This is a genomic window from Stenotrophomonas sp. (genome assembly GCF_035634915.1).
Taxonomy (GTDB): domain Bacteria; phylum Pseudomonadota; class Gammaproteobacteria; order Xanthomonadales; family Xanthomonadaceae; genus Stenotrophomonas.
On sequence record NZ_DASQCB010000018.1, the window covers coordinates 1 to 21,519 of the forward strand.

At 67.4% G+C, this 21,519-nt stretch carries 21 protein-coding genes and 1 pseudogene; 11 read left to right on the forward strand and 11 right to left on the reverse strand.

Annotated features, from left to right (window positions below; all coding sequences use genetic code 11):
- Nucleotides 1–113 (forward strand): annotated as a pseudogene (locus VER16_RS19465) (IS110 family transposase); the annotation flags it as partial.
- Between the two features lie 61 nt (nt 114–174).
- On the opposite strand, the gene VER16_RS13015 reads toward VER16_RS19465, so the two are convergent.
- Nucleotides 175–630, reverse strand: a complete 456-nt coding sequence (locus VER16_RS13015) for a CopD family protein (protein ID WP_108764551.1) — start codon at nt 628–630, stop codon at nt 175–177.
- A 187-nt stretch (nt 631–817) separates the two neighbouring features.
- Here VER16_RS13015 and VER16_RS13020 point away from each other — a divergent pair, with 187 nt between their 5' ends.
- Together VER16_RS13020 and VER16_RS13025 are read left to right on the forward strand one after the other, a co-directional pair.
- Nucleotides 818–1,408 (forward strand): class I SAM-dependent methyltransferase, encoded by a 591-nt coding sequence (locus tag VER16_RS13020; protein WP_324808790.1) that lies wholly within the window; start codon nt 818–820, stop codon nt 1,406–1,408.
- A gap of 93 nt (nt 1,409–1,501) precedes the next feature.
- Complete coding sequence (locus VER16_RS13025) at nt 1,502–2,809, forward strand: polyhydroxyalkanoate depolymerase (RefSeq protein ID WP_324808792.1); 1,308 nt, start codon at nt 1,502–1,504, stop codon at nt 2,807–2,809.
- A gap of 132 nt (nt 2,810–2,941) precedes the next feature.
- On the opposite strand, the gene VER16_RS13030 is transcribed toward VER16_RS13025, so the two are convergent.
- Entirely contained in the window at nt 2,942–3,919 is a 978-nt protein-coding gene (locus VER16_RS13030; RefSeq protein WP_324808794.1) for a sensor domain-containing protein, read from the reverse strand.
- On the reverse strand, nt 3,916–4,281 hold the full coding sequence (locus VER16_RS13035) for a PadR family transcriptional regulator (protein ID WP_174208947.1): 366 nt from the start codon (nt 4,279–4,281) through the stop codon (nt 3,916–3,918). The genes VER16_RS13030 and VER16_RS13035 overlap by 4 nt, the downstream gene beginning before the upstream one ends.
- A gap of 124 nt (nt 4,282–4,405) precedes the next feature.
- Between VER16_RS13035 and VER16_RS13040 the strand changes: the two genes are divergently transcribed.
- The gene (locus VER16_RS13040; protein WP_324808798.1) at nt 4,406–4,855 is read left to right on the forward strand and encodes a hypothetical protein; all 450 of its coding nucleotides are present in this window, start codon (nt 4,406–4,408) and stop codon (nt 4,853–4,855) included.
- A 77-nt stretch (nt 4,856–4,932) separates the two neighbouring features.
- Complete coding sequence (locus VER16_RS13045; RefSeq protein ID WP_324808800.1) at nt 4,933–5,832, forward strand: peptidylprolyl isomerase; 900 nt, start codon at nt 4,933–4,935, stop codon at nt 5,830–5,832.
- 315 nt (nt 5,833–6,147) lie between these two features.
- Here the strand turns inward: VER16_RS13045 and VER16_RS13050 are convergent, their stop codons facing one another.
- The gene (locus tag VER16_RS13050; protein WP_324808802.1) at nt 6,148–7,020 is read right to left on the reverse strand and encodes a DMT family transporter; all 873 of its coding nucleotides are present in this window, start codon (nt 7,018–7,020) and stop codon (nt 6,148–6,150) included.
- Nucleotides 7,021–7,135: 115 nt separating this feature from the next.
- On the opposite strand from VER16_RS13050, the gene VER16_RS13055 reads away from it, so the two are divergent.
- Together VER16_RS13055 and VER16_RS13060 are read left to right on the forward strand one after the other, a co-directional pair.
- Nucleotides 7,136–8,080 carry a LysR substrate-binding domain-containing protein gene (locus VER16_RS13055; RefSeq protein WP_324808804.1) on the forward strand — a complete coding sequence of 315 codons (945 nt, stop codon included), beginning with the start codon at nt 7,136–7,138 and terminating at the stop codon, nt 8,078–8,080.
- 68 nt (nt 8,081–8,148) lie between these two features.
- A complete protein-coding gene (locus VER16_RS13060; RefSeq protein ID WP_005415831.1) occupies nt 8,149–8,442 on the forward strand; it encodes a hypothetical protein in 294 nt (97 codons plus the stop codon).
- Nucleotides 8,443–8,487: 45 nt separating this feature from the next.
- On the opposite strand, the gene VER16_RS13065 is transcribed toward VER16_RS13060, so the two are convergent.
- Nucleotides 8,488–9,300, reverse strand: a complete 813-nt coding sequence (locus VER16_RS13065; protein WP_324808807.1) for a DUF4349 domain-containing protein — start codon at nt 9,298–9,300, stop codon at nt 8,488–8,490.
- Between the two features lie 117 nt (nt 9,301–9,417).
- On the opposite strand from VER16_RS13065, the gene VER16_RS13070 reads away from it, so the two are divergent.
- On the forward strand, nt 9,418–11,226 hold the full coding sequence (locus tag VER16_RS13070; RefSeq protein ID WP_324808809.1) for a DUF885 domain-containing protein: 1,809 nt from the start codon (nt 9,418–9,420) through the stop codon (nt 11,224–11,226).
- Between the two features lie 159 nt (nt 11,227–11,385).
- On the opposite strand, the gene agp is transcribed toward VER16_RS13070, so the two are convergent.
- From agp to VER16_RS13085, 3 genes are all read right to left on the reverse strand, one after another.
- A complete protein-coding gene (gene agp / locus VER16_RS13075; RefSeq protein WP_324808811.1) occupies nt 11,386–12,603 on the reverse strand; it encodes a bifunctional glucose-1-phosphatase/inositol phosphatase in 1,218 nt (405 codons plus the stop codon).
- A gap of 67 nt (nt 12,604–12,670) precedes the next feature.
- Nucleotides 12,671–14,503 (reverse strand): multidrug efflux ABC transporter SmrA, encoded by a 1,833-nt coding sequence (smrA, locus tag VER16_RS13080; RefSeq protein WP_324808813.1) that lies wholly within the window; start codon nt 14,501–14,503, stop codon nt 12,671–12,673.
- Nucleotides 14,504–14,617: 114 nt separating this feature from the next.
- A complete protein-coding gene (locus VER16_RS13085; protein ID WP_324808815.1) occupies nt 14,618–16,192 on the reverse strand; it encodes a serine hydrolase in 1,575 nt (524 codons plus the stop codon).
- Nucleotides 16,193–16,302: 110 nt separating this feature from the next.
- Between VER16_RS13085 and VER16_RS13090 the strand changes: the two genes are divergently transcribed.
- Nucleotides 16,303–16,746 (forward strand): VOC family protein, encoded by a 444-nt coding sequence (locus tag VER16_RS13090; RefSeq protein ID WP_324808817.1) that lies wholly within the window; start codon nt 16,303–16,305, stop codon nt 16,744–16,746.
- The gene (locus VER16_RS13095; RefSeq protein ID WP_324808819.1) at nt 16,743–17,606 is read left to right on the forward strand and encodes a DUF72 domain-containing protein; all 864 of its coding nucleotides are present in this window, start codon (nt 16,743–16,745) and stop codon (nt 17,604–17,606) included. The genes VER16_RS13090 and VER16_RS13095 overlap by 4 nt, the downstream gene beginning before the upstream one ends.
- Here VER16_RS13095 and VER16_RS13100 read toward each other — a convergent pair.
- Nucleotides 17,527–18,132, reverse strand: coding sequence for a Pr6Pr family membrane protein (locus tag VER16_RS13100; protein ID WP_324808821.1), 606 nt, complete (start codon nt 18,130–18,132; stop codon nt 17,527–17,529). The genes VER16_RS13095 and VER16_RS13100 overlap by 80 nt on opposite strands.
- Before the next feature lie 78 nt (nt 18,133–18,210).
- On the opposite strand from VER16_RS13100, the gene VER16_RS13105 reads away from it, so the two are divergent.
- Nucleotides 18,211–19,158 carry a DMT family transporter gene (locus tag VER16_RS13105; RefSeq protein WP_324808823.1) on the forward strand — a complete coding sequence of 316 codons (948 nt, stop codon included), beginning with the start codon at nt 18,211–18,213 and terminating at the stop codon, nt 19,156–19,158.
- A gap of 9 nt (nt 19,159–19,167) precedes the next feature.
- On the opposite strand, the gene VER16_RS13110 is transcribed toward VER16_RS13105, so the two are convergent.
- Entirely contained in the window at nt 19,168–20,328 is a 1,161-nt protein-coding gene (locus tag VER16_RS13110; protein ID WP_324808825.1) for an AAA family ATPase, read from the reverse strand.
- 115 nt (nt 20,329–20,443) lie between these two features.
- Complete coding sequence (locus VER16_RS13115) at nt 20,444–21,514, reverse strand: sensor domain-containing diguanylate cyclase (protein ID WP_324808827.1); 1,071 nt, start codon at nt 21,512–21,514, stop codon at nt 20,444–20,446.
- Nucleotides 21,515–21,519: the final 5 nt, after the last annotated feature.

A 21,519-nucleotide genomic window follows, 5' to 3' on the forward strand; every position in this document is an offset into this window, starting at 1 on the left:
TCAACATCCTGGCCAGAAAGCTGGCCAGAATCGCGTGGGGCGTCTTCAAGAGCGGCCGGGACTTTGACCCGAGCATGCTGAAGGTGGGGCAAGCCTGCTTCCAGCAGGCTTGACCACGAACATAGGATCTCGACTCTACAAGAGAGCATCCACGCATGGCGTGGATCTACTGCCTCAGAACGGCTTGGCCAGCACCAGCCACACGATCGGGATGAAGGCCAGCAGCGGAATCTCGTTGATCCAGCGCAGCGCGCGCGAGGACGGCAGCGCGCGGCCCTTGGCCACGCCCTTGAGCAGGCGGCCGGTCCAGATGAAGTAGACCAGCAGCAGCACCACCAGGCCCAGCTTGGCGTGCAGCCAGCCGGCGCCGCCGGGCGCGACCATGGTCGGGAAATCCGGGATGACCTTGTAGCCCAGCCACAGCACCAGGCCCAGCACGAAGGCCAGGCCGAACATCGAATGGCCGAAGCGGTACAGGCGCAGGCCCATCAGCTGCAGGCGCTCGCCCACCGCCGGCTGGCCCGCGGTCTCGGCCAGGTTCACCAGGATGCGCGGCAGGTAGAACACGGTTGCCATCCAGGCCACCACGAACACGATGTGGAAGGTCTTGACCCAGTAGTAGCTCTGCATGCGCTCGCTCCGGCGGCTGGCGGGAAGGGCCTATTGTCGCAGTAGAGCCACCCCATGGGTGGCTGCCGCGGCCAATCGACGCACCATCGCAGCCACGCATGGCGTGGCTCTACTACGGCCAACCCGCCCCACCCGGTGCCCGCGACGCCGTACGATAGGCGCCGTTTTCATCATCACCCGCCTGCCCATGGACAAGACTTACGACGCCGCCTACTTCCAACGCTGGTACCGCCGCGCCGACATCGGCGGCAGCGCGCGCCTGGCGCGCAAGGTCGCCCTGGCCGTGGCCACCGCCGAGTACTACCTGGAGCGGCCGATCCGCAGCGTGCTCGATATCGGCTGCGGCGAAGGTGCCTGGCGTGCGCCGCTGCTGAAGCTGCGTCCGAAGGTCCAATACCTTGGCTTCGACAGCAGCGAGTACGCTGTGCGCCGCTACGGACGTACCCGCAACCTGCACATGGCCAGCTTCGGCGATTTCGCCTGGCTGCGGCCCTGCGCTCCGGTCGACCTGCTGGTGTGTTCGGACGTGATGCATTACGTGCCCGACCGCGAACTGCGTGCCGGACTGGCCGGAGTAGCCGAACTGACCGCCGGCGTCGCCTTCCTGGAGACCTTCGCGGCCGAGGACGCGTTCGAAGGCGACCACCACGGCTTCCAGGCCCGCCCGGCCCGATGGTACCGGCGGACGCTGGCCCGGCACGGCCTGCTGCCGGCAGGGTCGCACTGCTGGCTCAGCCCCGCCCTGGCAGGCGATGCGGCCGCGCTGGAACGGATGTGAATCCGGATTCATTATTTTCAGCCAACTTAACCCGTGGGACATCGGGATGCGATATGCTGCACGGCAACATATGACCATACATATTCGGTCGTCATGCTCTATCAACTACACGAACTGACCCGCAACCTGCTCGCCCCCTGGGTGCACCAGGCCCAGGCCAACGCCAGGTTCTTCGCCAACCAGGGCCACTGGTGGTCGCAGATGCCAGGTGCTGATCGCCTGGCGGCGGTCAATGAACTCTTCCATCGCATCGGCAAGGATTACGAGAAGCCCGAATGGGGCATCAACGAAATCGAGGTCGAGGGCGAGCGCGTGCCGATCGTCGTGCACGAGGAAGTGAGCAAGCCGTTCTGCAAGCTGCTGCGCTTCAAGCGCCACAGCAACGAAGCCGACCAGCTGCACACCATGCTCAACCAGCCGTTCGTGCTGGTGGTGGCGCCGCTGTCGGGCCACCACGCCACGCTGCTGCGCGATACCGTGCGCACGCTGCTGCGCGACCACCGCGTGTACGTCACCGACTGGGTGGACGCGCGCATGGTGCCGGCCAGCGAAGGTGAGTTCGGGCTGGACGACTACATCGCCTACATCCAGGAATTCATCCGCCACCTCGGCGTCGAGCGCCTGCATGTGGTGAGCGTATGCCAGCCGACGGTGCCCGTTCTGGCGGCGGTTTCGCTGATGGCCAGCCGTGGCGAGCCGACCCCGCGCACGCTGGTGATGATGGGTGGCCCGATCGACGCACGCTGCAGCCCCACCGCAGTGAACAACCTGGCCACGCAGAACCCGCTGTCGTGGTTCGAGAACAACGTCATCCACACGGTGCCGGCCAGCTACCCCGGCGTGGGCCGCCGCGTGTACCCGGGCTTCCTGCAGCACGCTGGCTTTCTGTCGATGAACCCCAGCCGCCACTTCAGTTCGCACTGGGATTTCTACACCGACCTGGTCAAGGGTGACCTGGAAGATGCCGACGCGCACCGTCGCTTCTACGACGAGTACAACGCCGTGCTGGACATGCCGGCCAAGTACTACCTGGATACCATTTCGGTGGTGTTCCAGGATTTCCTGCTGCCGCGTGGCGAGTGGGTGGTCAACGGCGAGAAGGTTGACCCGTCGGCCATCCGCGATACCGCCCTGCTGAGCATCGAAGGCGAGCTGGATGACATCGCCGGTCTGGGCCAGACCGAAGCGGCGCAGGCGCTGTGCACCGGCATTGCCGCTGATCGCCGCGAGCACTTCATCGTCGAAGGCGCGGGCCATTACGGCATCTTCAGCGGCCGCCGCTGGCGCGAGGTGGTGTACCCGAAGGTACGCGATTTCTTCGCCGCCCATGCCGAGGCCCCGGCGGCCAAAGCCACCAAGAAGAAAAGCAACGTCACCCCGCTGCGGCGCAAGGCCGGCTGAACCCCGGCCCGGGGTCGGATCGTACCCGGGCCTTGGTAGATGCCAACCTTGGTTGGCGCTCTACCGTGAATCGCGACGCCCGATGGTGCGTGCCAACCAAGGTTGGCACCTACCAGAGCAGCCCCTGCGCTGTTACAACCGCACCAGCAGGTTCTTTGCCAGCAGTCCGTGCAGCTTGCCGATGCCGCGTGCCAGGTGCATCGTCAGCAGCAGCAGCAGCACGCCTACCACCGCCAGCAGCGGCGTGAACGCCAGCGGCAGCACGTTGGTGCCATCGATGTAGATGCTCGGTGCGGTCGAGTCGAACAGCGCCGCCACCGGCGACCAGATGAAGGCCAGCGACACCGACAGCAGCGTCACCGCAATGGTGAAGTAGACGATGCCCAGCGGCAGCATCAGCAGGAAATAGAGCAGCGTCAGCCAGGTACGGCCGTCGGTGAACATGTCGCCGATACGCTGCAGCCAGCTGCGGCTGCGGTCGGTGTACTGCGGCCGGCGCGGCATGCGCTCGCCCAGCAATGCCTCCACCAGCCGCCCTTCCAGCAACGCCAGCCCGCGCACCGAACCAAAGAACAGCACCGTCAGCGGCACACCGATGATCAGGATCATCAGCCCCAGCGACAGCGACAGGCCGGTCACCACCCAGGTGAAGAAGAAGGTGCCCGTGGCCAGCGACAGCAGCATGTAGAACAGCGCACCATAGGTGTGCGGGTCCATGACGACGCCGAACACCCGCGCCATCAGCGAACGCTGCACCGGTACCGGCGTCGGCGCGGCCGGCGCCACGCCACTGGCCTCGGCGGCGGCGCGCAGTACCGGGCGGGTGTCCGCACGCGGCGTACGCAGCGCGCGGTTCACGGTCACCTCGGTCTCGCGATAGATCTCCGCCACCTCTTCCGGCGCGCCGTAACTGCCGGCCACGTCGGCGATCACCTCGGCCTCGCTGCGGCCTGGCTGCGCGGCCAGTTCGGAACGCAGGTACTCCTCGGCGTCGTACAGGGCATCCTGCACCATCGCCGGGTCGGCGCCCTGCAGGGCCGCGCGCAGCTGTGCCAGGTACTGCGCGATGGTGGTGGGCAGGCCAGTGCCTGCCAGGTTCGGCTCGTTCATTGCGGTACCCCCTCCAACACGGAATCGACGGAATCGCGGGTGGCCTGCCAGGCCTGGCGCCACTGCGCCAGCACCTCATGGCCACGTTCGTTGATGCGGTAGTAGCGCCGCGGCGGGCCACTGCTGGACGGCTCGACATGGCTTTCCAGCAGGCCGGCACCTTCCAGGTTGCGCAGCACCGGGTACAGCGCGCTCTGCTTGCCGCTCAGCACGCCCTCACCCACGCGCTCCAGCTCCTTGGCGATCAGGTAGCCATACAGCGGCTCCCCGGCCCGGGCGAGCACCGCCAGCAGCGCCAGCGATACCGTTCCCGCACTGAGTTCCTTCTGGAACTTCTTCAGGTGGACATCGTCTTCGCCCATGGCCGGCCCTCCACTACGTTGAAGTCAACAGTAGTGCGAAGTCCGGTATAGCGAATGTGTCGTTAGTCACCGTGCCGACCGTTCTGTCAGAATTGGCCCTCATTCAAGGAAGCTGAATCCGATCATGAAGATGCTTGCCCTGCTCATCCCGCTGGCCCTGCTGGGCACGGCCCCTGCCCAGGCGATGACCGGGTGTGACCTCAGCAAGGGCGCCTATGACGCGCTCGACTTCTCGGCAAAGATCCTGGAGGCGCACAGCCGTGGCGAGGACAGGCAGAGCGTGCTGGCACGCGCACTGGCAGATACCAGCCGGCCGGCCTGGTATGCGGACATGGCACGCGAAACGGTGGCCGAGGTCTACAGTGGCCTGCCCCCCATCAAGGCGCCGGTCTATTCGGTGTACCGCGGGATGATCTGTTACTACGCCCTGCTGCGCCCCAACGAGAACATCGTGGTGAACTACGCCGCCATCCATCCGGCGCTGCAGGCCTGCGAAGCGAAGGGCGGGCAGCAGGCCCAGGCACAGTGCAGTGCACAGGCAGTCGACAGCTACTTCCGCAAACGGGCGAAGTAGAGCCGCATCCGCGGGCACATGACATCCCGCCCTCCGCTCGCGCATGATCGGCGGACGCCATTTCGCACTGGACCACCATGCCCAATCGCCGTTCCGCCCTGCTCTCTTTCACCCTGGCCTGCCTGCTGCCAGCTGTGGCAAGCGCGGCCACGCCGTACCGCAGCCCGCAGCAGATCCTTGATGCCTCGGCGGCCAGCGACTGGCGCACCCCGGACCCGGCCAACCTGCTGTACATGGATCTGCCGGCTGGGCGGGTGATCATCGAATTGGCGCCGCAGTTCGCCCCGCGCCACGTGGCCAACATCCAGACCTTTGCCCACGAGCACTTCTGGGACGGCACCAGCATCTACCGTTCGCAGGACAACTTCGTGGTGCAGTTCGGCGACGCCGACGCCGATGACGCGGCCAAGGCCAGGCCGTTCGGCAGCGCCGCGCGCAAGCTGCCGGCCGAATTCGAACGTGCCAGCGCCGGCCTGAAGGTGAGCGTCCTGCCCGACCGCGATGGCTGGGCCGCGCAGACCGGTTTCGTCGATGGCTTCCCGGTGGGCCAGGATCCGCAGGCCGGCAAGGCCTGGCTGGCGCACTGCTACGGCATGCTGGGCGCGGGCCGCAGCAACGAAGAAGACAGCAGCATCGGCGCCGAACTGTACGTGGTGACCGGGCAGTCACCGCGCCAGCTGGACCGCAACATCACCGTGGTCGGGCGCGTATTGAAGGGCATGGAACTGCTCAGCGCCATCCCGCGCGGGCCGGCGCCGATGGGCTTCTACGAAGACCCGAAGCTGCGCACGCCGATCGTCTCGATCCGCCGCGCCAGCGATGTGCCGGCCGCCGAGCGCACGCCGATCCAGGTGCTGCGCACCGATTCGAAGACCTTCGCCGATACGGTGGAAGCGCGGCGCAACCGCGTGGATGATTTCTACAAGCGCCCGGCCGGGCACATCGACCTGTGCAATATTCCGGTGCCGGTGCGGTAAGGATTCGGCTTTTGCGCTGAGTTCGCGCCATGCCAGGGCGCGCGGCTGTGGCCTTTGATCTGGGTCCGCCTTGGAGCGAGCCGAGCACCGCAGGTCCGGCGAGGGCGAAGAGGCGCGGGTGTCTGAGCGCAGCGAGTTCCGCGCCGTCCCTCGACGGACCGAGGAGCGCAGGGAACCGGCGCGTAGCGCCGGCTCGCGGACGGCGGCGTGTTTCTTTGGTTACTTTCTTTGCACGAGCAAAGAAAGTGACACCTCTCCGCAGGCGCAAAAAAGGGCTGCCGGGCAGCGCCCGGGACCACACGTGTGTGGGCGCCCTCAGCCCTTCTGGCTGACGGCCACGCTGCCCAGGATCAGAGCTCCGGCAATCAGCATCTGCAGGGTCACCGGTTCGCCCAGGAACAACCACGCGAACGCCGCGCCGAACAGCGGGATCAGATAGGTCACCGTCGACGCGCGCGACGGGCCGATGCGGCCGATCAGGCGGTAGAACATCAGGAACGCCAGGCCAGTGCAGGCCACGCCCAGTGCGATCGCTGCGCCCCAAGCCTTGCCCGGGATCGCCGCCTGCGGCCAGTGGGTCACCGCCATCGGCAGCATCCACAGCGAGGCGCAGCCCAACGTCGCCGCAGCCGCAGCGGCCGACGGCAGGCCGGTCATGTGCCGCTTCACCAGGTTCACGCCCAGGCCGTACAGCAGCGACGCTGCAGCACCGGCCAGCACGGCCATGCCGATGCTCAGGCCCGATACCTTGGCCGTAGCCAGCACCACCACGCCGGCAAAGCCGACCAGCAGTGCACTGGCGCGGCGCACGCCGATCTTCTCCCCGAAGAACAGGAAGGCGATCAGTGCGGCAAACAGCACGGTCATCGCATTGCATATCGCGCCGATGGCCGCCGGCGCCTGCTCGGCCGAATAGGCAAACAGCACGAACGGCAGCGCCGAATTGATCAGGCCGATCGGTGCCAGCCACAGCCAGCGGCGCGGCGGAAACAGTGCGCGGGCGCGCCACAGGAACGGCATCAGGACCAGCGCGCCCAGCACCAGCCGCACTTCCACCAATGCGAACGGGCCGAACGAGGGCACGGCCACGCGCATGAACAGGAACGAGCAGCCCCAGATCGCGCCCAGCAGGGTCAGTTCCAACGGGGTGCGCCAATCGCGTTCTGCCACCTGCGGTACCGCGTTCATGCCCTGCCTCCGTCCTGCGCCTGCGCTGTGTATGGATCGACAGGATGGTGCGCAGACGCCTGCTGCACAAGCGCGTAGTATCGCTGCCAGCCACAAATATGGTTTGAGGCTGGACATGCAGCTACGCCCTTCCCTGCTCCCCGCGCTGGCCGTGTTCACGGTGGCCGCGCGCCACCAGAACTTCGCCCAGGCCGCGCTGGAGCTGAACCTGACTGCCAGCGCGGTCAGCCACCATGTGCGCCGCCTGGAAGAAGTCCTCGAAGTCCGCCTGTTCCTGCGCCACGCCCGCGGCGTACGCCTGACCGCCGAGGGCCGGCAGCTGGCCGACGCCGCCAGTGCTGCCTTCACCGATGTGGCTGCCGTCGCCCACCACCTGCAGCCGGATGCCGACAGCGTGCCGCTGCGCATCACCACCCTGCGTTCGCTGTCGTACTGCTGGCTGCTGCCGCGCCTGCCGCGCTTCACCCAGGCGCATCCGCACATCCGCATCGAACTGCACACCGGCAGCGGCCTGGACCGCTACGACGAGAACGGGCCGGAGGTCGGCATCCGCTACGGCCTGGGCCAGTGGCCGGGCCTGCATGCGCAGCACCTGATGGATGACAACCTGTTCCCGGTCGCCTCCCCCGCCCTGCCGGGTGTGGAGACGCTGCAGGACCCGGCGCGCATTGCCGATCTGCCGCTGCTGACCGACCTTTCGCCGCAGGGCTGGCGCGACTGGTTCCGCCATGCCGGCGTGCGGCCGCCCTCGCCGCTGCCGCCCATGCACACCTTCGCCGACAGCACCGATGCAATGCGCGCGGCGGTGTACGGCATGGGCGCGGTGCTGGCGCGCACCCATGTCGCCCAGCCTTACCTGCAGCGCTATGAAGTGGTGCGCCTGCCCGGGCCGGCGCTGAAGGCGCGCTATGCCTACTACGTGGTGCATGCCGAAGGGCAGCCACCGAGCCCGGCCGCACGCTTGTTCATCGATTGGCTGCTGACCCAGGCGCAGGACGAACGCACGCCCATTCCGGCCCTGCCCGACAGCCTGCTCGGGCGCCCGCCCACGGTCGGCTGACTGCGCCCTCACCCGATCTTTGCCCGCCGCTGGCTAGGCTGCTGGCAACTCCACACCGTGTACCTGCCATGGCAATGCTGCGACTGCGCATCACCGGAACCGAAGACGACGCCCGTGCCATCAGCGATCTGCTGCTGGGCCTGGACGGCATCGAACATGTCGAGGAAACCGACGACCTGATGCCGCACATGGACGACGACGATTCCAGCTCGGCCGGGCTGTCCGATGACATCGGCCCGGGCATCCACGAACTGGAAGTGGAAGTCGGCAACGAAAGCACCGCGCAGAAGGTGCGCGATGCGGTGCAGGAGCTGGCACTGGAACTGGATGTGTTCGTCGAGTACGAGACCGACGAAGGCTGAGGGCTCGCCGGGCATGGCCCGGCGCTACCCCCTCCCTGCATCCGATCAGGCCTTGCGACGGCGCCTGCGCAGCCATGTGCGGATGCCCCAGCCAGCCAGCAATGCCAGTATGGCCACCGGCAGCAGGGCCGCCGCCGCGCGGATCAGGAACGCGATGCTGGTACTGAGGATGTTGCCCGATTCGCTCAGTGCTTCACCGATCTCACTGCGGCTGCGCTGGCCCGACGTGGTGTCGAAGTGCAGCGTCACCAGCTGGGTATCGATGCGACGGCGCTGCTGCGCGGCATCCTTGTTGGCCTGCTCAACGCCCGCCTCGATCGCCGACAGGCGCGTGGTGATCGCCATCAGTTCCTCGATCTTCAGATCCTTGCGGTCCTGGTAGGACAGCAGCCGGGCATGTTCCTTTTCCAGCCGCGCCTTGGTCAGCGCGGTGTCGGCCACCTGCTGGGCCAGATCTTCGGCGCGGGTGTTGCGCGCCTGTACCTGCCCGCCTTCACCGGCCAGGCCGATCAACGGCTCCACGCCCTTCGGCGCGATGCGCACCTTGACCTCGCCACTGGGGCGCTCGCCGCTGCGCTGGTGGACTTCCAGCACCGCACAATCACCGAACTTCGCCCCCTGGCAGGCCTGCGTGACCTGCTGGATGCGCGCTGCGATCTGCGTGGCGTCCAGCTGCACCTGCACATCGTGCTCGTAGGCGAGGAACGCGCCGTCCGGTGAGGCCACCGCCTCGGCCGCGGCGCCGCCAGCGGAGGCAGCGTGATCGCCCTGCGCCGCGCAGCCCGCCAGCGCTGCTGCCAGAACGAGGGCCGCCAGCCTGCCTCGCGTGCTGAAACTGCTTCTTCCGTGAATCTGCATGGGGTCGCCCTCCGGGGCGCTGGGAGTCCTGCCAGCGCCCATGGTAATCCTATGGCAGGGGGACAAAGCGCCCCGCGCGGCCTATGCTCGGGGATTGATCCCAGTACAGGAACGCCGATGCGCCCGCATCTCCTTGCCCTTGCCCTGGTCGCCGCTCTGGCCGGTTGCCAGCCGGCCGACGCCCCGACCAACGGTTCCACCCCGGCCGCCAGCCAGCAGGCCGGCGATGCGGCGGTCGACACCGCCTTCGCCGACCTGTCCAAGCGTGCGCTCGATACCTGGATGCAGCTGTCACCGGTCAGTGCCACCCAGATCGGCGACCACCGCTACGACAGCGAGATCGACGACCTGAGCGCGGCCGGCCAGCAGAAGACCGTGGCGGCCTACAAGGGCCTGCTCGCCGAACTGGACAGGATCGACGTGGCCAAGCTCGGCCGCGAAAACCAGGTGGACGCGGCGATCCTGCGCAACCAGCTGCAGTCTGAAATCTGGAACACCGAGGTGCTGCAGTCCGGCAAGTGGGACCCGCAGGTCTACAACGGCCTGGCCGGCAGCGCCCTGTACGGCCTGATGGCCCGCGAATTCGCACCGCTGCCCGAGCGCCTGAAGTCGGCCACCGCGCGCATGGAAAAGCTGCCGGCGATCTTCGCCCAGGCCCGTGAGAACCTGGACCCGGCCCGCGTGCCGAAGATCCACGCCGAGACGGTGGCCAAGCAGAACAAGGGCATCCTCAGCATCGTCGATACCTTCATCACCCCGCACATCGGCGAACTGCCGCAGGCCGACCAGCAGCGCCTGCAGGCCGCCATCGACGGCCTGAAGAAGGCCGTGGACGAGCAGCAGACCTGGCTGGACAAGACCCTGGTGCCGAACGCCAAGGGTGACTTCCGCATCGGTGCGGAAAAGTACGACCAGAAGCTGAAGTTCGCACTGAACTCCTCGCTGTCGCGCCAGGAGATCGGTGAGCGTGCGCGCGCCGAACTCAAGCGCGTGCGCGAGGACATGTACGGCATCGCGCAGACTGTGCTGAAGGACAAGCCGGGTGCGCCGGAGATGCCGGCCAAGCCGACCGACGAGCAGCAGCAGAAGGCCATCGAAGCCGCGCTGGAACTGGCCTACGCCGACAAGCCGGCGCGCGACAAGGTCGTCGACGATGCCAAGGCCGCGCTGGAACAGTCCACCGCGTTCGTGCGCGAACACGACCTGATGACCCTGCCCGATGCACCGGTCGACATCATCCTGATGCCGGAATTCCAGCGTGGCGTGGCCGTGGCCTACTGCGATTCGCCGGGCCCGCTGGACAAGAACCTGAAGACTTTCTACGCCGTCTCGCCGATTCCGGACGACTGGAACGACAAGCAGGTCGACTCGTTCCTGCGTGAGTACAACTCGCGCATGATCCACCTGCTGAGCATCCACGAAGGCACCCCGGGCCATTACCTGGAAGGCTGGCACTCGGCCAAGTTCCCGTCGACCCTGCGTGCGGTGCTGCGTTCGGGCCTGTTTGCCGAAGGCTGGGCGGTCTACACCGAGCGCATGATGCAGGAGCAGGGTTACCTCAACAACGACCCGCTGTTCCACCTGGTACAGCTGAAGTTCTACCTGCGCACGATCTCCAACGCGATCCTCGACCAGGGCGTGCACGTGGACAACTGGGATCGCGAGAAGGCGATGCACCTGATGACCCACGACGCGTTCCAGCAGGAAAGCGAAGCCTCGGGCAAGTGGGTGCGCGCGCAGCTGACCTCGGCGCAGCTGCCGACCTATTTCGTCGGTGCGCAGGAACACTTCGACACCCGCAAGGCGATGCAGGAAAGGCTGGGGGACAAGTTCAACCTGAAGGCCTACCACGACCAGATGCTGTCCTACGGCGCACCGCCGGTGCGCTTCGCCCGCCAGCTGATGCTGGACCAGCCGATCGAGTGATCGGTTGGGTGTGAGTTGGAAATGGAACGGCCCGGGGAAACCCGGGCCGTTTTTTTGTTCGGCGTTGCCGGATGGGGTTCATCCACGCATGGCGTGGACCTACGCGTGGCATGGATGTTGCCGGTATGCCAGTAGATCCACGCCATGCGTGGATGGCACTCACTTCGCTGCGCGATGCAGCAGGCGCTCGAACTGCACGACATTGCATCCTTCCTGCCCGCATCCCGGCAGGGTCAACTCCACCCGCCTTGGCGGCTGTGCATCCGTCAAAGGCAGCGCATCACGCAATTGATCGCGGGTCGGATAGATGTATGCCAGCCGGTAGCGCGCTTCGCCGCGTTGCCCGCGCCATCGCTCGAACTGCAGCAGGCCACCGATCGGCGTTTTCTCCAGCTGGCCTGGCAGCGTGTAAGCAGACACACCGATCGCCGCGAGCACCGAGCCGATATTGGAATCGTGGCCCACCAGCAGGCTGACCTTCGGCGACTGCGGGTCATCAAACAGCGCACCGATATGCGACAGCAGCGGGGCCGCCACATCGCGCGCGACCTCCGGCGTACCGAACAGGATGTCCTGGTAGCCATTGCGCACCCGCGCCAGGGCCTGCCACTGCGCGTCGTCGTGCAGCCTGCCCCAGCCTGCCGCGGTGCCGTCAGCGTTCTGGTAATCCTCCATCAGCAGCGCATCGACCATGCCGTTGGCCAGCGCCAGCGATCCCGACGCCGCGGGTTCCTTCCCGGCCTGCGCACGGAACTGGGTGTCACCCGCACGCAGCGTGCAGTTGCGACGTTCCGTGCAGGCCGGCGAGGCCGCGTGTTCAACCACGCCCTCCACCACCTGCAGGTCCGGTCCCAACCGCGCCTTTGATTCGGCCTTCTGCATGGCATGCACGGCGCGGCGCTGGAAGCCGGCATCGTCGCGGTGAATCACCGGGTCGAACAGCGGATCCATCGTGCCCAGCGGCCGGCGCTGTTCCACCGTGACGTGGCAGCCCGGGAAGGCGCCGGCAATGAAGAACTGCGCGGTGGCCTGTGTGCGCTGCAGGCTGTTGGCCAACGCGTGGAAATCCCCGGCCTGCGGACAACCAATCGGCAGCACGTGCTGCGCGCGCAGCCACTGGCCGAGGTAGCGGCCCATGTAGACCTCAAGCACGCCGCCCTTGGTGGTCAGCTCGCCAGCGGAAACATCCCACTGGGCCCAGGCATGGGGCGTGGCTTCAGCCAGCGTGCCGGAAGACACCAGCGGCGCACGCAGGTTGTGGCGGCTGAGCAGGACGACCTGTTCGAGGTGGTCGTCCTGCACGGGTGCCGGCGAGGCTGTCGCGGCTGAACTGACCAGGGCAAGCGCGAGCAGCAGAGGACGTAGCGGGTGGATCATGCGGGTCTCCGGAAACACACTGGGGTCAGAGCCCTTTCCTGCGCAAAGGGATCCGACCCCGATCCCATCATTGATCGGCAGCAACAAACCCACCGGTCTGCCGCGCCCACAAGCGCGCGTACAGGCCTCCGGCGGCGATCAGCTCGGCATGGGTACCGGTCTCGGCGATGCGGCCCTGGTCCATCACCACCAGCCGGTCCATGCGTGCGATGGTGGACAGGCGGTGCGCGATCGCAATGACCGTCTTGCCGCCCATCAGCTCGTCCAGGCTGTCCTGAATGGCCGCTTCCACTTCTGAATCCAGCGCCGAGGTGGCTTCGTCCAGCACCAGGATCGGCGCGTCCTTCAGCAGCACGCGGGCGATGGCGATGCGCTGGCGCTGGCCGCCTGAAAGCTTCACACCGCGCTCGCCGACATGCGCGTCATAGCCACGGCGACCCTGCCCGTCCACCAGCGTGTCGATGAACGCTTCGGCGCGTGCCTTGGCCACGGCCGCACGCAGCTGCGCATCGCTGGCATCGGGGCGTCCGTACAGCAGATTGTCGCGGATCGAGCGGTGCAGCAGCGAAGTGTCCTGGGTCACCACGCCGATCTGCTGGCGCAGGCTTTCCTGGGTGACGTGGGCGATGTCCTGCCCGTCGATCAGGATGCGGCCGCTTTCAAGGTCGTACAGGCGCAGCAGGATGTTGACCAGGGTCGACTTGCCGGCACCGGACGGACCGACCAGGCCGATCTTCTCGCCGGGCTTCACCACCAGGTCCAGGCCGGCGATCACGCCGCCCTTCTTGCCGTAATGGAAGTGGATGTCCTGGAAGTGCACGCCGCCCTGGCTGACCTGCAGCGGCACGGCGTCCTCGCGGTCCTGCACGGTCAGCGGCTGGGCGATGGTGGTGATGCCATCCTGCACCGTGCCGATGTCCTCGAAGATGCCGTTGATCGTCCACATGATCCAGCCGGACATGTTATGGATGCGGATGACCAGACCGGTAGCCAGGGTGATCGCGCCCACGGTGATGTGCCCGCCATTCCACAGCCACAGCGCCAGGCCGCAGGTACCAGCGATCAGGAAGCCGTTGACGATGGCGATGGTCAGGTCCATGCCGGTGGTGATGCGGGTCTGTGCGCGGTGCTTGACCGCCAGTTCCTGGATCGACTCGGCGACGTAGGCCTGCTCGCGGCCACCATGGGCGAACAGCTTCAGCGTCGGGATGTTGGTGTAGCCATCGACGATGCGGCCCATCGCCTTGGAACGCGCTTCCGAGGCGATCCATGCCCGTTGCTTCGCGCGCGGAACGAAGTAGGCCAGGATCACCGCATAGGCCAGCAGCCACAGGATCAGCGGCACCATCAGGCGCCAGTCGGCCTGCGCGAACAGGTACAGCGCAGTGCCGGTGTAGACCACGATGTACCAGAGCGAATCGACCATCTGCACGGCCGATTCGCGTAGTGACGTCCCGGTCTGCATCACCCGGTTGGCGACGCTGCCGGCGAAATCGTTCTGGAAGAAGCTCAGGCTCTGCCGCACAACGTAGTTGTGCATCAGCCATCGCGAGCGGTTGCTCAGGCCTGGCACGATGGCCTGGTTGACCAGCAGGTTGTGCAGGCCGACCAGGATCGGCCGGGCGATGACCGTGATGAACAGCATCCAGCCAAGTTCGTTGGCATGGCGCTGGAAGAAACCGGCGCCCGGCTGCTCGGCGACCATGTCCACGATGCGGCCCAGGTAATCGAACATCGCCACTTCCACCAGCGCCAGCAGCAGGCCGGCGATGAGGGTGGCCAGCAGCACCGGCCACACCGGGCGCAGGTAGTGCAGGTAGAACGGCAGCACCTTCTGCGGCGGCATGCGGCCATCCACGGGCGGGAACACCGGAATCAGCGATTCAAACCAACGGAACATCACCTTCCCTCGCCAGATCAGCGCGGGGAGTATCCCATGGACGGTGTGTTCACTGCGCTCAGGTAGTCGCCCGCCTCGGTGGGCGTCCCAGGGAATGCCGACCGAGGTCGGCATCTACCGGGCAGTCGGGGTGAACAGCAGGTCCTGGAAATCGAAGCTGAAATCGGTCAGGTCCGAGATCGACTGCATGCGCACCTCGCGCACCTTGCCGTCCGGGTCCAGGCTGAAATTGACGAACGCATCAGCGTTGAGCGAGCGGTCATCCCAGCGCACGATGAAGGTGTCGTGCTGCCAGTGCTCCAGGCGGCCGCTCAACTGCGCGGTGCTGGCAAAGCGCAGGCGCAGGCCCTTGCCCTCGGCCGATACCACCATGTCGCCATACCAGCGGTCGCGGTAGGTTGCTGCGTAGCCGGCCGGCGGCAGCGACGGCGTGCTGCCCTTGGCGCGCGCGGCCTGGTGCTTGGCCCAGGCTTCATCGGCCTTGTCCTGGCCCTTGGCCACGCCCTTGGCGTAGGCGTCGACCCAGTCATGCTTCTCGCCGCCCAGGTAGGCATCGAGCACGCTCAGGGTGATGGCGTTGAACGCTGCACCGGATTCCTGGTTGGTCAGCACCACCACACCCAGCTGCTGCCCCGGCACCAGGGTCAGGCGCGACACCATGCCCGGCCAACCACCGGTGTGCCACACCAGCTTCTGCCCGCGGTAGTCACTCAGGCTCCAGCCTTCGCCGTAGCCGGCGAAGTTGGCACGGGCCGGTTCCAGCTCGGGCACGCTCGGCGCAGCGATGGCCTGCGGCGTGATCATCTGCCACATCTCTTTCTGGGCCTTGGCACTGAACAGCGGCGTGCCATCGGCCAGCTTGCCCTCGGCCAGCTGCACCTGCATCCAGCGCGCCATGTCATGCGCGCTGGAATAGATGCCGCCGGCACCGGCATTGTTCGACCAGGTCAGCGGCGCGACGGTGCGCAGATCCTTGAAATCGTACTTGGCGTGGCCGACTGCCGCGTTGTCGCCGGGCTGCAGGTGGTCGGCGTTGTAGCGCGTGCCGGCCATGCCGACCTTGTCGAAGATGCGCGTCTGCAGGAACTGCTGGTAGCTCATGCCCGACACTTTTTCGATCACCTGCTGGGCGACCGCATAGAGGATGTTGTCGTAGGCATAGCGCTCGCGGAAGCCGCCCTTCAGCGGCACCTGGCCCAGCCGCTGCACCACCTCGGCATTGCTGTAGGAGGTGGTCGGCCAGAACAGCAGGTCGCCGGCGCCCAGGCTGAGGCCGCTGCGGTGCGACAGCAGGTCGCGGATCGTCATCTGCCCGGTCACGAAGGGATCGGACATGCGGAACGACGGCAGATGGTCGATCACCTTGTCGTCCATCTTCAGCTTGCCATCCTCGGCCAGCAGGTTCAGCGAGGTGGCGGTGAAGGCCTTGGTGTTGGAGGCGATGGCGAACAGGGTGTCGGCCTGCACCGGCGCCGGCTTGCCCAGCTCGCGTACGCCCCATCCACGTTCCAGCACCACCTTGCCATCCTTGACCACGGCCACGGACACGCCGGGCACGTCGAACTGCGCGCGCACGCGCTCGACCGTGGCATCCAGATCCTGCAGCTGCGCCGGGGTGGGCGCGGCGGCAGCCACATTCGCCATCGTTGCGCAGGCCAGCAGCACGGCGCCTCCAATCCAGTTGTTCATCCAGCACCATCTCCGAACGGGGGTCGCGGCCATGTGCAGGCCGTCACCGGGGTTTCGCGCGATGGTAACGGCCAGCGGCCGATGCTGCCCTGTGCCATAGGAGGGGTGTCATGGCCCACAGCGATCCAACCAGCTCCGGTTCCACCATCATCCCGTGCCTGCGCTACCGCGATGCGCTGGCCGCCATCGACTGGCTGCAGCGTGCGTTCGGCTTCCATGCCCAGGCGGTATACGCCGAGGGCGAAACAGTCTTCCATGCGCAGCTGGTGTTCGGCAGCGGCATGGTCATGCTCGGCTCGGCCAGCAACGGCGGCGAATGGTCGAAGCTGGCGGTGATGCCCGACGAAGTCGGCGGGCGGCAGACCCAGAGCGCCTGCGTCATCGTCGCCGATGCCGACGCCCATTACGCGCGTGCCAAAGCGGCCGGCGCACGCATCGTCATCGACATCGCCGACCAGGACTACGGCGGCCGGGGCTACGCCTGCGCCGATCCGGAAGGCTACCTGTGGTGGTTCGGCAGCTACGACCCGTGGCGCGCGGACCACGGCCAATGAGGCCTGCGGCGGTCCGCTGCGGCATCGGCGGCTGGGTATTCCCCGAGTGGCGCGGCGGTGTGTTCTACCCCGCCGGACTGCCGCAGCGCGAGGAGTTGGCCCACGCCAGCCATGCGCTGCGCTGCATCGAGATCAATGGCACGTTCTACCGCACGCCCACCGAAGCGCAGTGCGCGCAGTGGGCGGCACAGACGCCGGATGGATTCCGATTCTCGATGAAGGCGCCGCGCTACCTCGTGCAGCGCCGCGAACTGTCCTCCACCGTCGACGCGGCTGCGCCGTTCCTGCTGGCCGCGCTGGCGCTGGGTGATCGGCTGGGCCCGCTGCTATGGCAGTTCGACCCGAAGCACCCGGCCGATGCGGTGGCACTGGAAGCGCTGATGGCCGCGCTGCCGAAGACGCTGCAGGGCGTGCCGCTGCAGCACGCGCTGGAAGTGCGCAACGCGCAGGTGCATGGCGCCGACCTTGTCACCGCCGCGCGCCGCCATGGCGTGGCCCTGGTCATCGAGGACAGCGACGAAGCGCCGCTGCACGGCGATGTCAGTGCCGGTTTCGTCTACGCGCGCATCAAGCGCAGCCAGGCGCGCCTGAGCGAAGGCCTGCCACACCCGCAGCAGGTGCGCTGGGCCGAACGCGCACGGCGCTGGTCGCAGGGCGAACCGGTGGACGACCTGCCCTGCCTGGCCGAACCTGCCGCGCAGCAGCCGCGCGAGGTCTACCTGCTGTGCATTGGCGCGGGCAAGGCGCGCAACCCGGCCGCGGCGATGGCCCTGCAGCGGCTCAGCGACGGCGCCAGCGATCCAGCGCCCACAGCAGGGTCCAGCCCAGCACGAACACGCCGGCCACGCGCAGGAGATTGAGCGCGAACGCCGCCGCGCCAAGCCGCTTCCATTCCAGGAACGGGTACGGGGCCTGCCCGGTCAACGCGGTCACCACCATCGCCCAGCCCAGGTAGGCCACCGGCACCAGCATCACCGCACCCAGCGCGCGCCAGCGCAGCCCGCCGTGCGGCAACAGCAGCAGCCAACCGGCCAGATACAGCGCCGGCACCGCGTAGTGCAGGCCCATGTCGACCCACCATTGCAGGCCGGCAGGCTGCCATAGCCCCTGCAGCGCCAGTACATAGATCAGGCCGGTCACACCGATGCACAGCGCCAGCACCGCTGCCACCGGCGCACGCAGCGCTCGACCCGAGGCCAGCCGCGCGCCCCCCAGGCACACGCCCAGGTTGCTGGGGATGGTGAAGTAGCCGAAAAAGCGCAGCGTGGCGACGGCACTGCCCACGCTGCCGCGCAGCAGCAACAGATACTGCAGCACCAGCGATAGGGCGGCGACCAGCGCGGTCAGCGCGGCCCATCCCCGCAGCAGCGAACGTTCGGCAGGCATGCACGGCTCCATGGACAGGGTGCAGCAGGCGCGCCATCACCCTCGCCGGCCGCCCTGCGCTTGCCGCACAATACACCGATGACGACCCCCGACACCCGCAAAGCGCTCTGGCAGATCCATTTCTGTGTCCTGTTGTGGGGTATCACGGCCATCCTGGGCAAGCTGATCACCCTGCCGGCCCTGCCGCTGGTGTGGTGGCGCATGCTGCTCGTGGTGGCGATGCTGGCCCTGCTGCCACGTGTCTGGCGCGGGCTGCGCACCCTGCCCCTGCGGCTGGTGGCCGGCTATGCCGGCATCGGTGCGCTGGTCGCCCTGCACTGGCTGACCTTCTACGGCGCGGTGAAGCTGGCCAATGCCTCGGTGGCGGCCACCTGCATCGCGCTGGCACCGGTGTTCACCTCCATCATCGAACCCTGGGTGGCCAAGCGGCCGTTCCAGCTGCGCGAGCTGGCCTTCGGCCTGGCGGTGCTGCCTGGCGTGGCCCTGGTGGTAGGCGGCGTGCCCGATGGCATGCGCCTGGGCGTGCTGGTCGGTGCGCTGTCGGCGCTGCTGGTCGCCGTGTTCGGTTCGCTCAACAAGCGCATGGTCAGCCATGCCGATCCGTTGACGGTCACTGCGCTGGAACTGGGCGCAGGCACCTTGACCCTGACCCTGCTGGCCCCGCTGATGCCTTACCTGCTGCCGGCGCTGGCCAGCCCGCTGTGGGTGGTGCCCAACCTGCACGACGGCATCCTGCTGCTGGTGCTGGCAGGCGCCTGCACCTTGCTGCCGTTCGCCCTGGCCCTGGTCGCCCTGCGCCATCTCAGTGCCTACACCGTGCAGCTGGTGACCAATCTGGAGCCGGTGTACGCCGTGCTGCTGGCGGTGGTGCTGCTGCGCGAGCAGCATGAGGTCACACCGTGGTTCTACCTGGGTGTGGCAATCATCGTCGGCGCAGTGTTCCTGCACCCGCTGCTGAACCGCCGCAAGCCGGTGCAGCACCCGGAAATACTGGGCACCGCCGAGGCACGCAACATCGCCGAGTGAGGCGCGGCCTCAACGCTGCGGCCAATGCCATGCGGGGGCATCCAACAACCCCTGGCCGCTCAACAGTGTGCGGCCCTGTTCCTTGTGCAGGTGCAGCGAGTGGCAGTCCGGCGCCTGTTCCAGTGCTGCGATGAGCCGACTGGAATGAGACACCACCCAGACCTGGCTGCGCGCACTGGCAGCGATGATCAATCGCGCCAAGGCTGGCAGCAGATCTGGATGCAGGCTGGTTTCCGGCTCGTTGAGCACCAGCAGCGGCGGCGGCCGCGGCGTGTGCAGTGCAGCGGCCAGCAGCAGGAAGCGCAGCGTGCCATCGGACAGTTCTGCCATGGACAGCGGTCGCAGCAGACCGGGCTGGTGGAAGCGCAGGACCAGCCGCCCGTCACCTTCATCGAAACTGACCGTGGCCCCGGGGAAGGCGTCGTCGACCGTATGTGCCAATGCCTGCGGATCTCCGATTTCCAGGATGGTGACCCAGGCCGCTGCCAGGTCACGCCCATCGTGGTGCAGCACGGGCGTGCGCGTGGCCATCGCCGGCTGTCGCGCAGGCGCATCGGCATCGCTGCGGAAGTGATCGTAGAAGCGCCAGCGCCGGATGTACTCGCGCAGCGCAATGGCCTCCGGCATCCGCTGCGGATCACCGACCTGGGTGAACAGGCTGTCGAACAGTGACAGGCGGTCATCGAGCACGTCCCAGCCGGCGCCATGGCGCTGCCGTACCAGCGCGCCACGGCGGTCCACCAGCAGATTGGCGCTGCGCAGGAAGGGACCGGCCCAGATCGCCTCGGCCTTGATCTGCGGATCGAGCGCGAAGGCGGAGCGGCTGGGCGGCGGGTAGCCCAGATCGATGGCATAGCCGAATTCATCGGTGGCGAAGCCGAGCTTCAAGCCCACCGACTCCTGCCGCGGGCTGCCCTGCAGCGGAACCTCACCGCGCAGCACGCGAGGATCGATCTTCTCCGGGCCTGCCCACAGCGCCGACGCCAGGCCACCTTCGCGGGCCAGCACGGCGGCCACCCCGCCCTGCGCGGTTTCGGCCAGCAGGCGCAGTGCACGGTACAGGCTGGATTTGCCGCTGCCGTTGTCGCCGGTGACAACGTTCAACTGCTGCAGCGGCAACACGAGGTTGTGCAGCGAACGGTAGTGGGCGATGGCCAGGGTCTGCAGCATGCGCGGCGTCCTTGCAGGGGGGAACTCCATGGTGCGGCGTGGGCATCGCAGGGCCTGCGACGGGCCCGTCATCCGCACAGGGCGGATCGTCCGGGCCACGTCACGACGCGGTGCTCTAAGGCGCCAGTTCCACCCGGTTGCGGCCGTTGCCCTTGGCCCGGTACAGCGCCGCGTCGGCACGGGCCAGGGTCTGGTCGGTGCTCTCGTCCGCCTGGTGCTGGGCCACACCAATGCTGACGGTCACCGGGAATCCCAGCGGCAGGTCGGCCACGGCCATGCGCAGGAACTCGCATTGCAGCTCGGCCGTGCGCAGGTCCACGTCCGGCATCAACGCCACGAATTCCTCGCCACCATAGCGCGCGGCCAGGCCGCGGCCGGCAAAGTGCGAGCGCAGCAGCACGCCCAGCTCGGCCAGCACCCGGTCGCCGGTGGCATGGCCCTGGAAGTCGTTGATGTGCTTGAAATGGTCGATATCGATAAGGGCCACGCAGGTCTGTCGCGGCTGGCCATCGGCACTGACCACCGCATCCTGCAGCGCGGCGGCCATCGCGCGGCGGTTCGGAAGGCCAGTCAGTGCATCGGTGCGGCTCTGCTCGGTCAGATCGGCGTTCTGCGCCAGCAGCACGTCGTGGTACTCCGAGAGCAGGCGTTCGTAGTCATCGCGCTGGACCATGTGGCTCTGGATATCCAGCGCGAAGCGGCGCAGTTCCATCACCAGCATCACCTGGCGCGAAAGCGCGGCCAGCGCCTCGGCCTTGTCCGGCGCCAGGTGCTGCGGATTCGGATCGAACACGCACAGCGTGCCCAGCGGCAGGCCATCGCTGCTGATCAGCGGTGCGCCGGCATAGAAGCGCACGTGCGGGTCGCCGGTGACCACCGGGTTGTCGTGGAAGCGGACGTCCTGCTGCGCATCCTCGACCACCATGATTTCGCGTGGCTGCAGGATGGCGTGGCCGCACATCGATTCGCTGCGCAGGTTCTCGGCGGCATCGATGCCCTGGATCGACTTGAACCACTGCCGCTCGACGTCGATCAGGGTGACGGCGGCCATCGTCGTGCCGCACACCGCCTTGGCGATGACCACCAGGTCATCGAAGGATTTCTCGCGCTCCGAATCGAGGATGCGGTAGCGGTACAGCGCCTCCAGGCGCTGGGCTTCGTTGGCAGGCTTGTCGGGCTTGATCATGCAGC

Coding starts and splice junctions, on each gene's coding strand:
- VER16_RS13015 (WP_108764551.1), bottom strand. CDS start 630: ATGCAGAGCTACTACTGGGTCAAGACCTTCCACATCGTGTTCGTGGTG.
- VER16_RS13020 (WP_324808790.1), top strand. CDS start 818: ATGGACAAGACTTACGACGCCGCCTACTTCCAACGCTGGTACCGCCGC.
- VER16_RS13025 (WP_324808792.1), top strand. CDS start 1,502: ATGCTCTATCAACTACACGAACTGACCCGCAACCTGCTCGCCCCCTGG.
- VER16_RS13030 (WP_324808794.1), bottom strand. CDS start 3,919: ATGAACGAGCCGAACCTGGCAGGCACTGGCCTGCCCACCACCATCGCG.
- VER16_RS13035 (WP_174208947.1), bottom strand. CDS start 4,281: ATGGGCGAAGACGATGTCCACCTGAAGAAGTTCCAGAAGGAACTCAGT.
- VER16_RS13040 (WP_324808798.1), top strand. CDS start 4,406: ATGAAGATGCTTGCCCTGCTCATCCCGCTGGCCCTGCTGGGCACGGCC.
- VER16_RS13045 (WP_324808800.1), top strand. CDS start 4,933: ATGCCCAATCGCCGTTCCGCCCTGCTCTCTTTCACCCTGGCCTGCCTG.
- VER16_RS13050 (WP_324808802.1), bottom strand. CDS start 7,020: ATGAACGCGGTACCGCAGGTGGCAGAACGCGATTGGCGCACCCCGTTG.
- VER16_RS13055 (WP_324808804.1), top strand. CDS start 7,136: ATGCAGCTACGCCCTTCCCTGCTCCCCGCGCTGGCCGTGTTCACGGTG.
- VER16_RS13060 (WP_005415831.1), top strand. CDS start 8,149: ATGGCAATGCTGCGACTGCGCATCACCGGAACCGAAGACGACGCCCGT.
- VER16_RS13065 (WP_324808807.1), bottom strand. CDS start 9,300: ATGCAGATTCACGGAAGAAGCAGTTTCAGCACGCGAGGCAGGCTGGCG.
- VER16_RS13070 (WP_324808809.1), top strand. CDS start 9,418: ATGCGCCCGCATCTCCTTGCCCTTGCCCTGGTCGCCGCTCTGGCCGGT.
- agp (WP_324808811.1), bottom strand. CDS start 12,603: ATGATCCACCCGCTACGTCCTCTGCTGCTCGCGCTTGCCCTGGTCAGT.
- smrA (WP_324808813.1), bottom strand. CDS start 14,503: ATGTTCCGTTGGTTTGAATCGCTGATTCCGGTGTTCCCGCCCGTGGAT.
- VER16_RS13085 (WP_324808815.1), bottom strand. CDS start 16,192: ATGAACAACTGGATTGGAGGCGCCGTGCTGCTGGCCTGCGCAACGATG.
- VER16_RS13090 (WP_324808817.1), top strand. CDS start 16,303: ATGGCCCACAGCGATCCAACCAGCTCCGGTTCCACCATCATCCCGTGC.
- VER16_RS13095 (WP_324808819.1), top strand. CDS start 16,743: ATGAGGCCTGCGGCGGTCCGCTGCGGCATCGGCGGCTGGGTATTCCCC.
- VER16_RS13100 (WP_324808821.1), bottom strand. CDS start 18,132: ATGCCTGCCGAACGTTCGCTGCTGCGGGGATGGGCCGCGCTGACCGCG.
- VER16_RS13105 (WP_324808823.1), top strand. CDS start 18,211: ATGACGACCCCCGACACCCGCAAAGCGCTCTGGCAGATCCATTTCTGT.
- VER16_RS13110 (WP_324808825.1), bottom strand. CDS start 20,328: ATGCTGCAGACCCTGGCCATCGCCCACTACCGTTCGCTGCACAACCTC.
- VER16_RS13115 (WP_324808827.1), bottom strand. CDS start 21,514: ATGATCAAGCCCGACAAGCCTGCCAACGAAGCCCAGCGCCTGGAGGCG.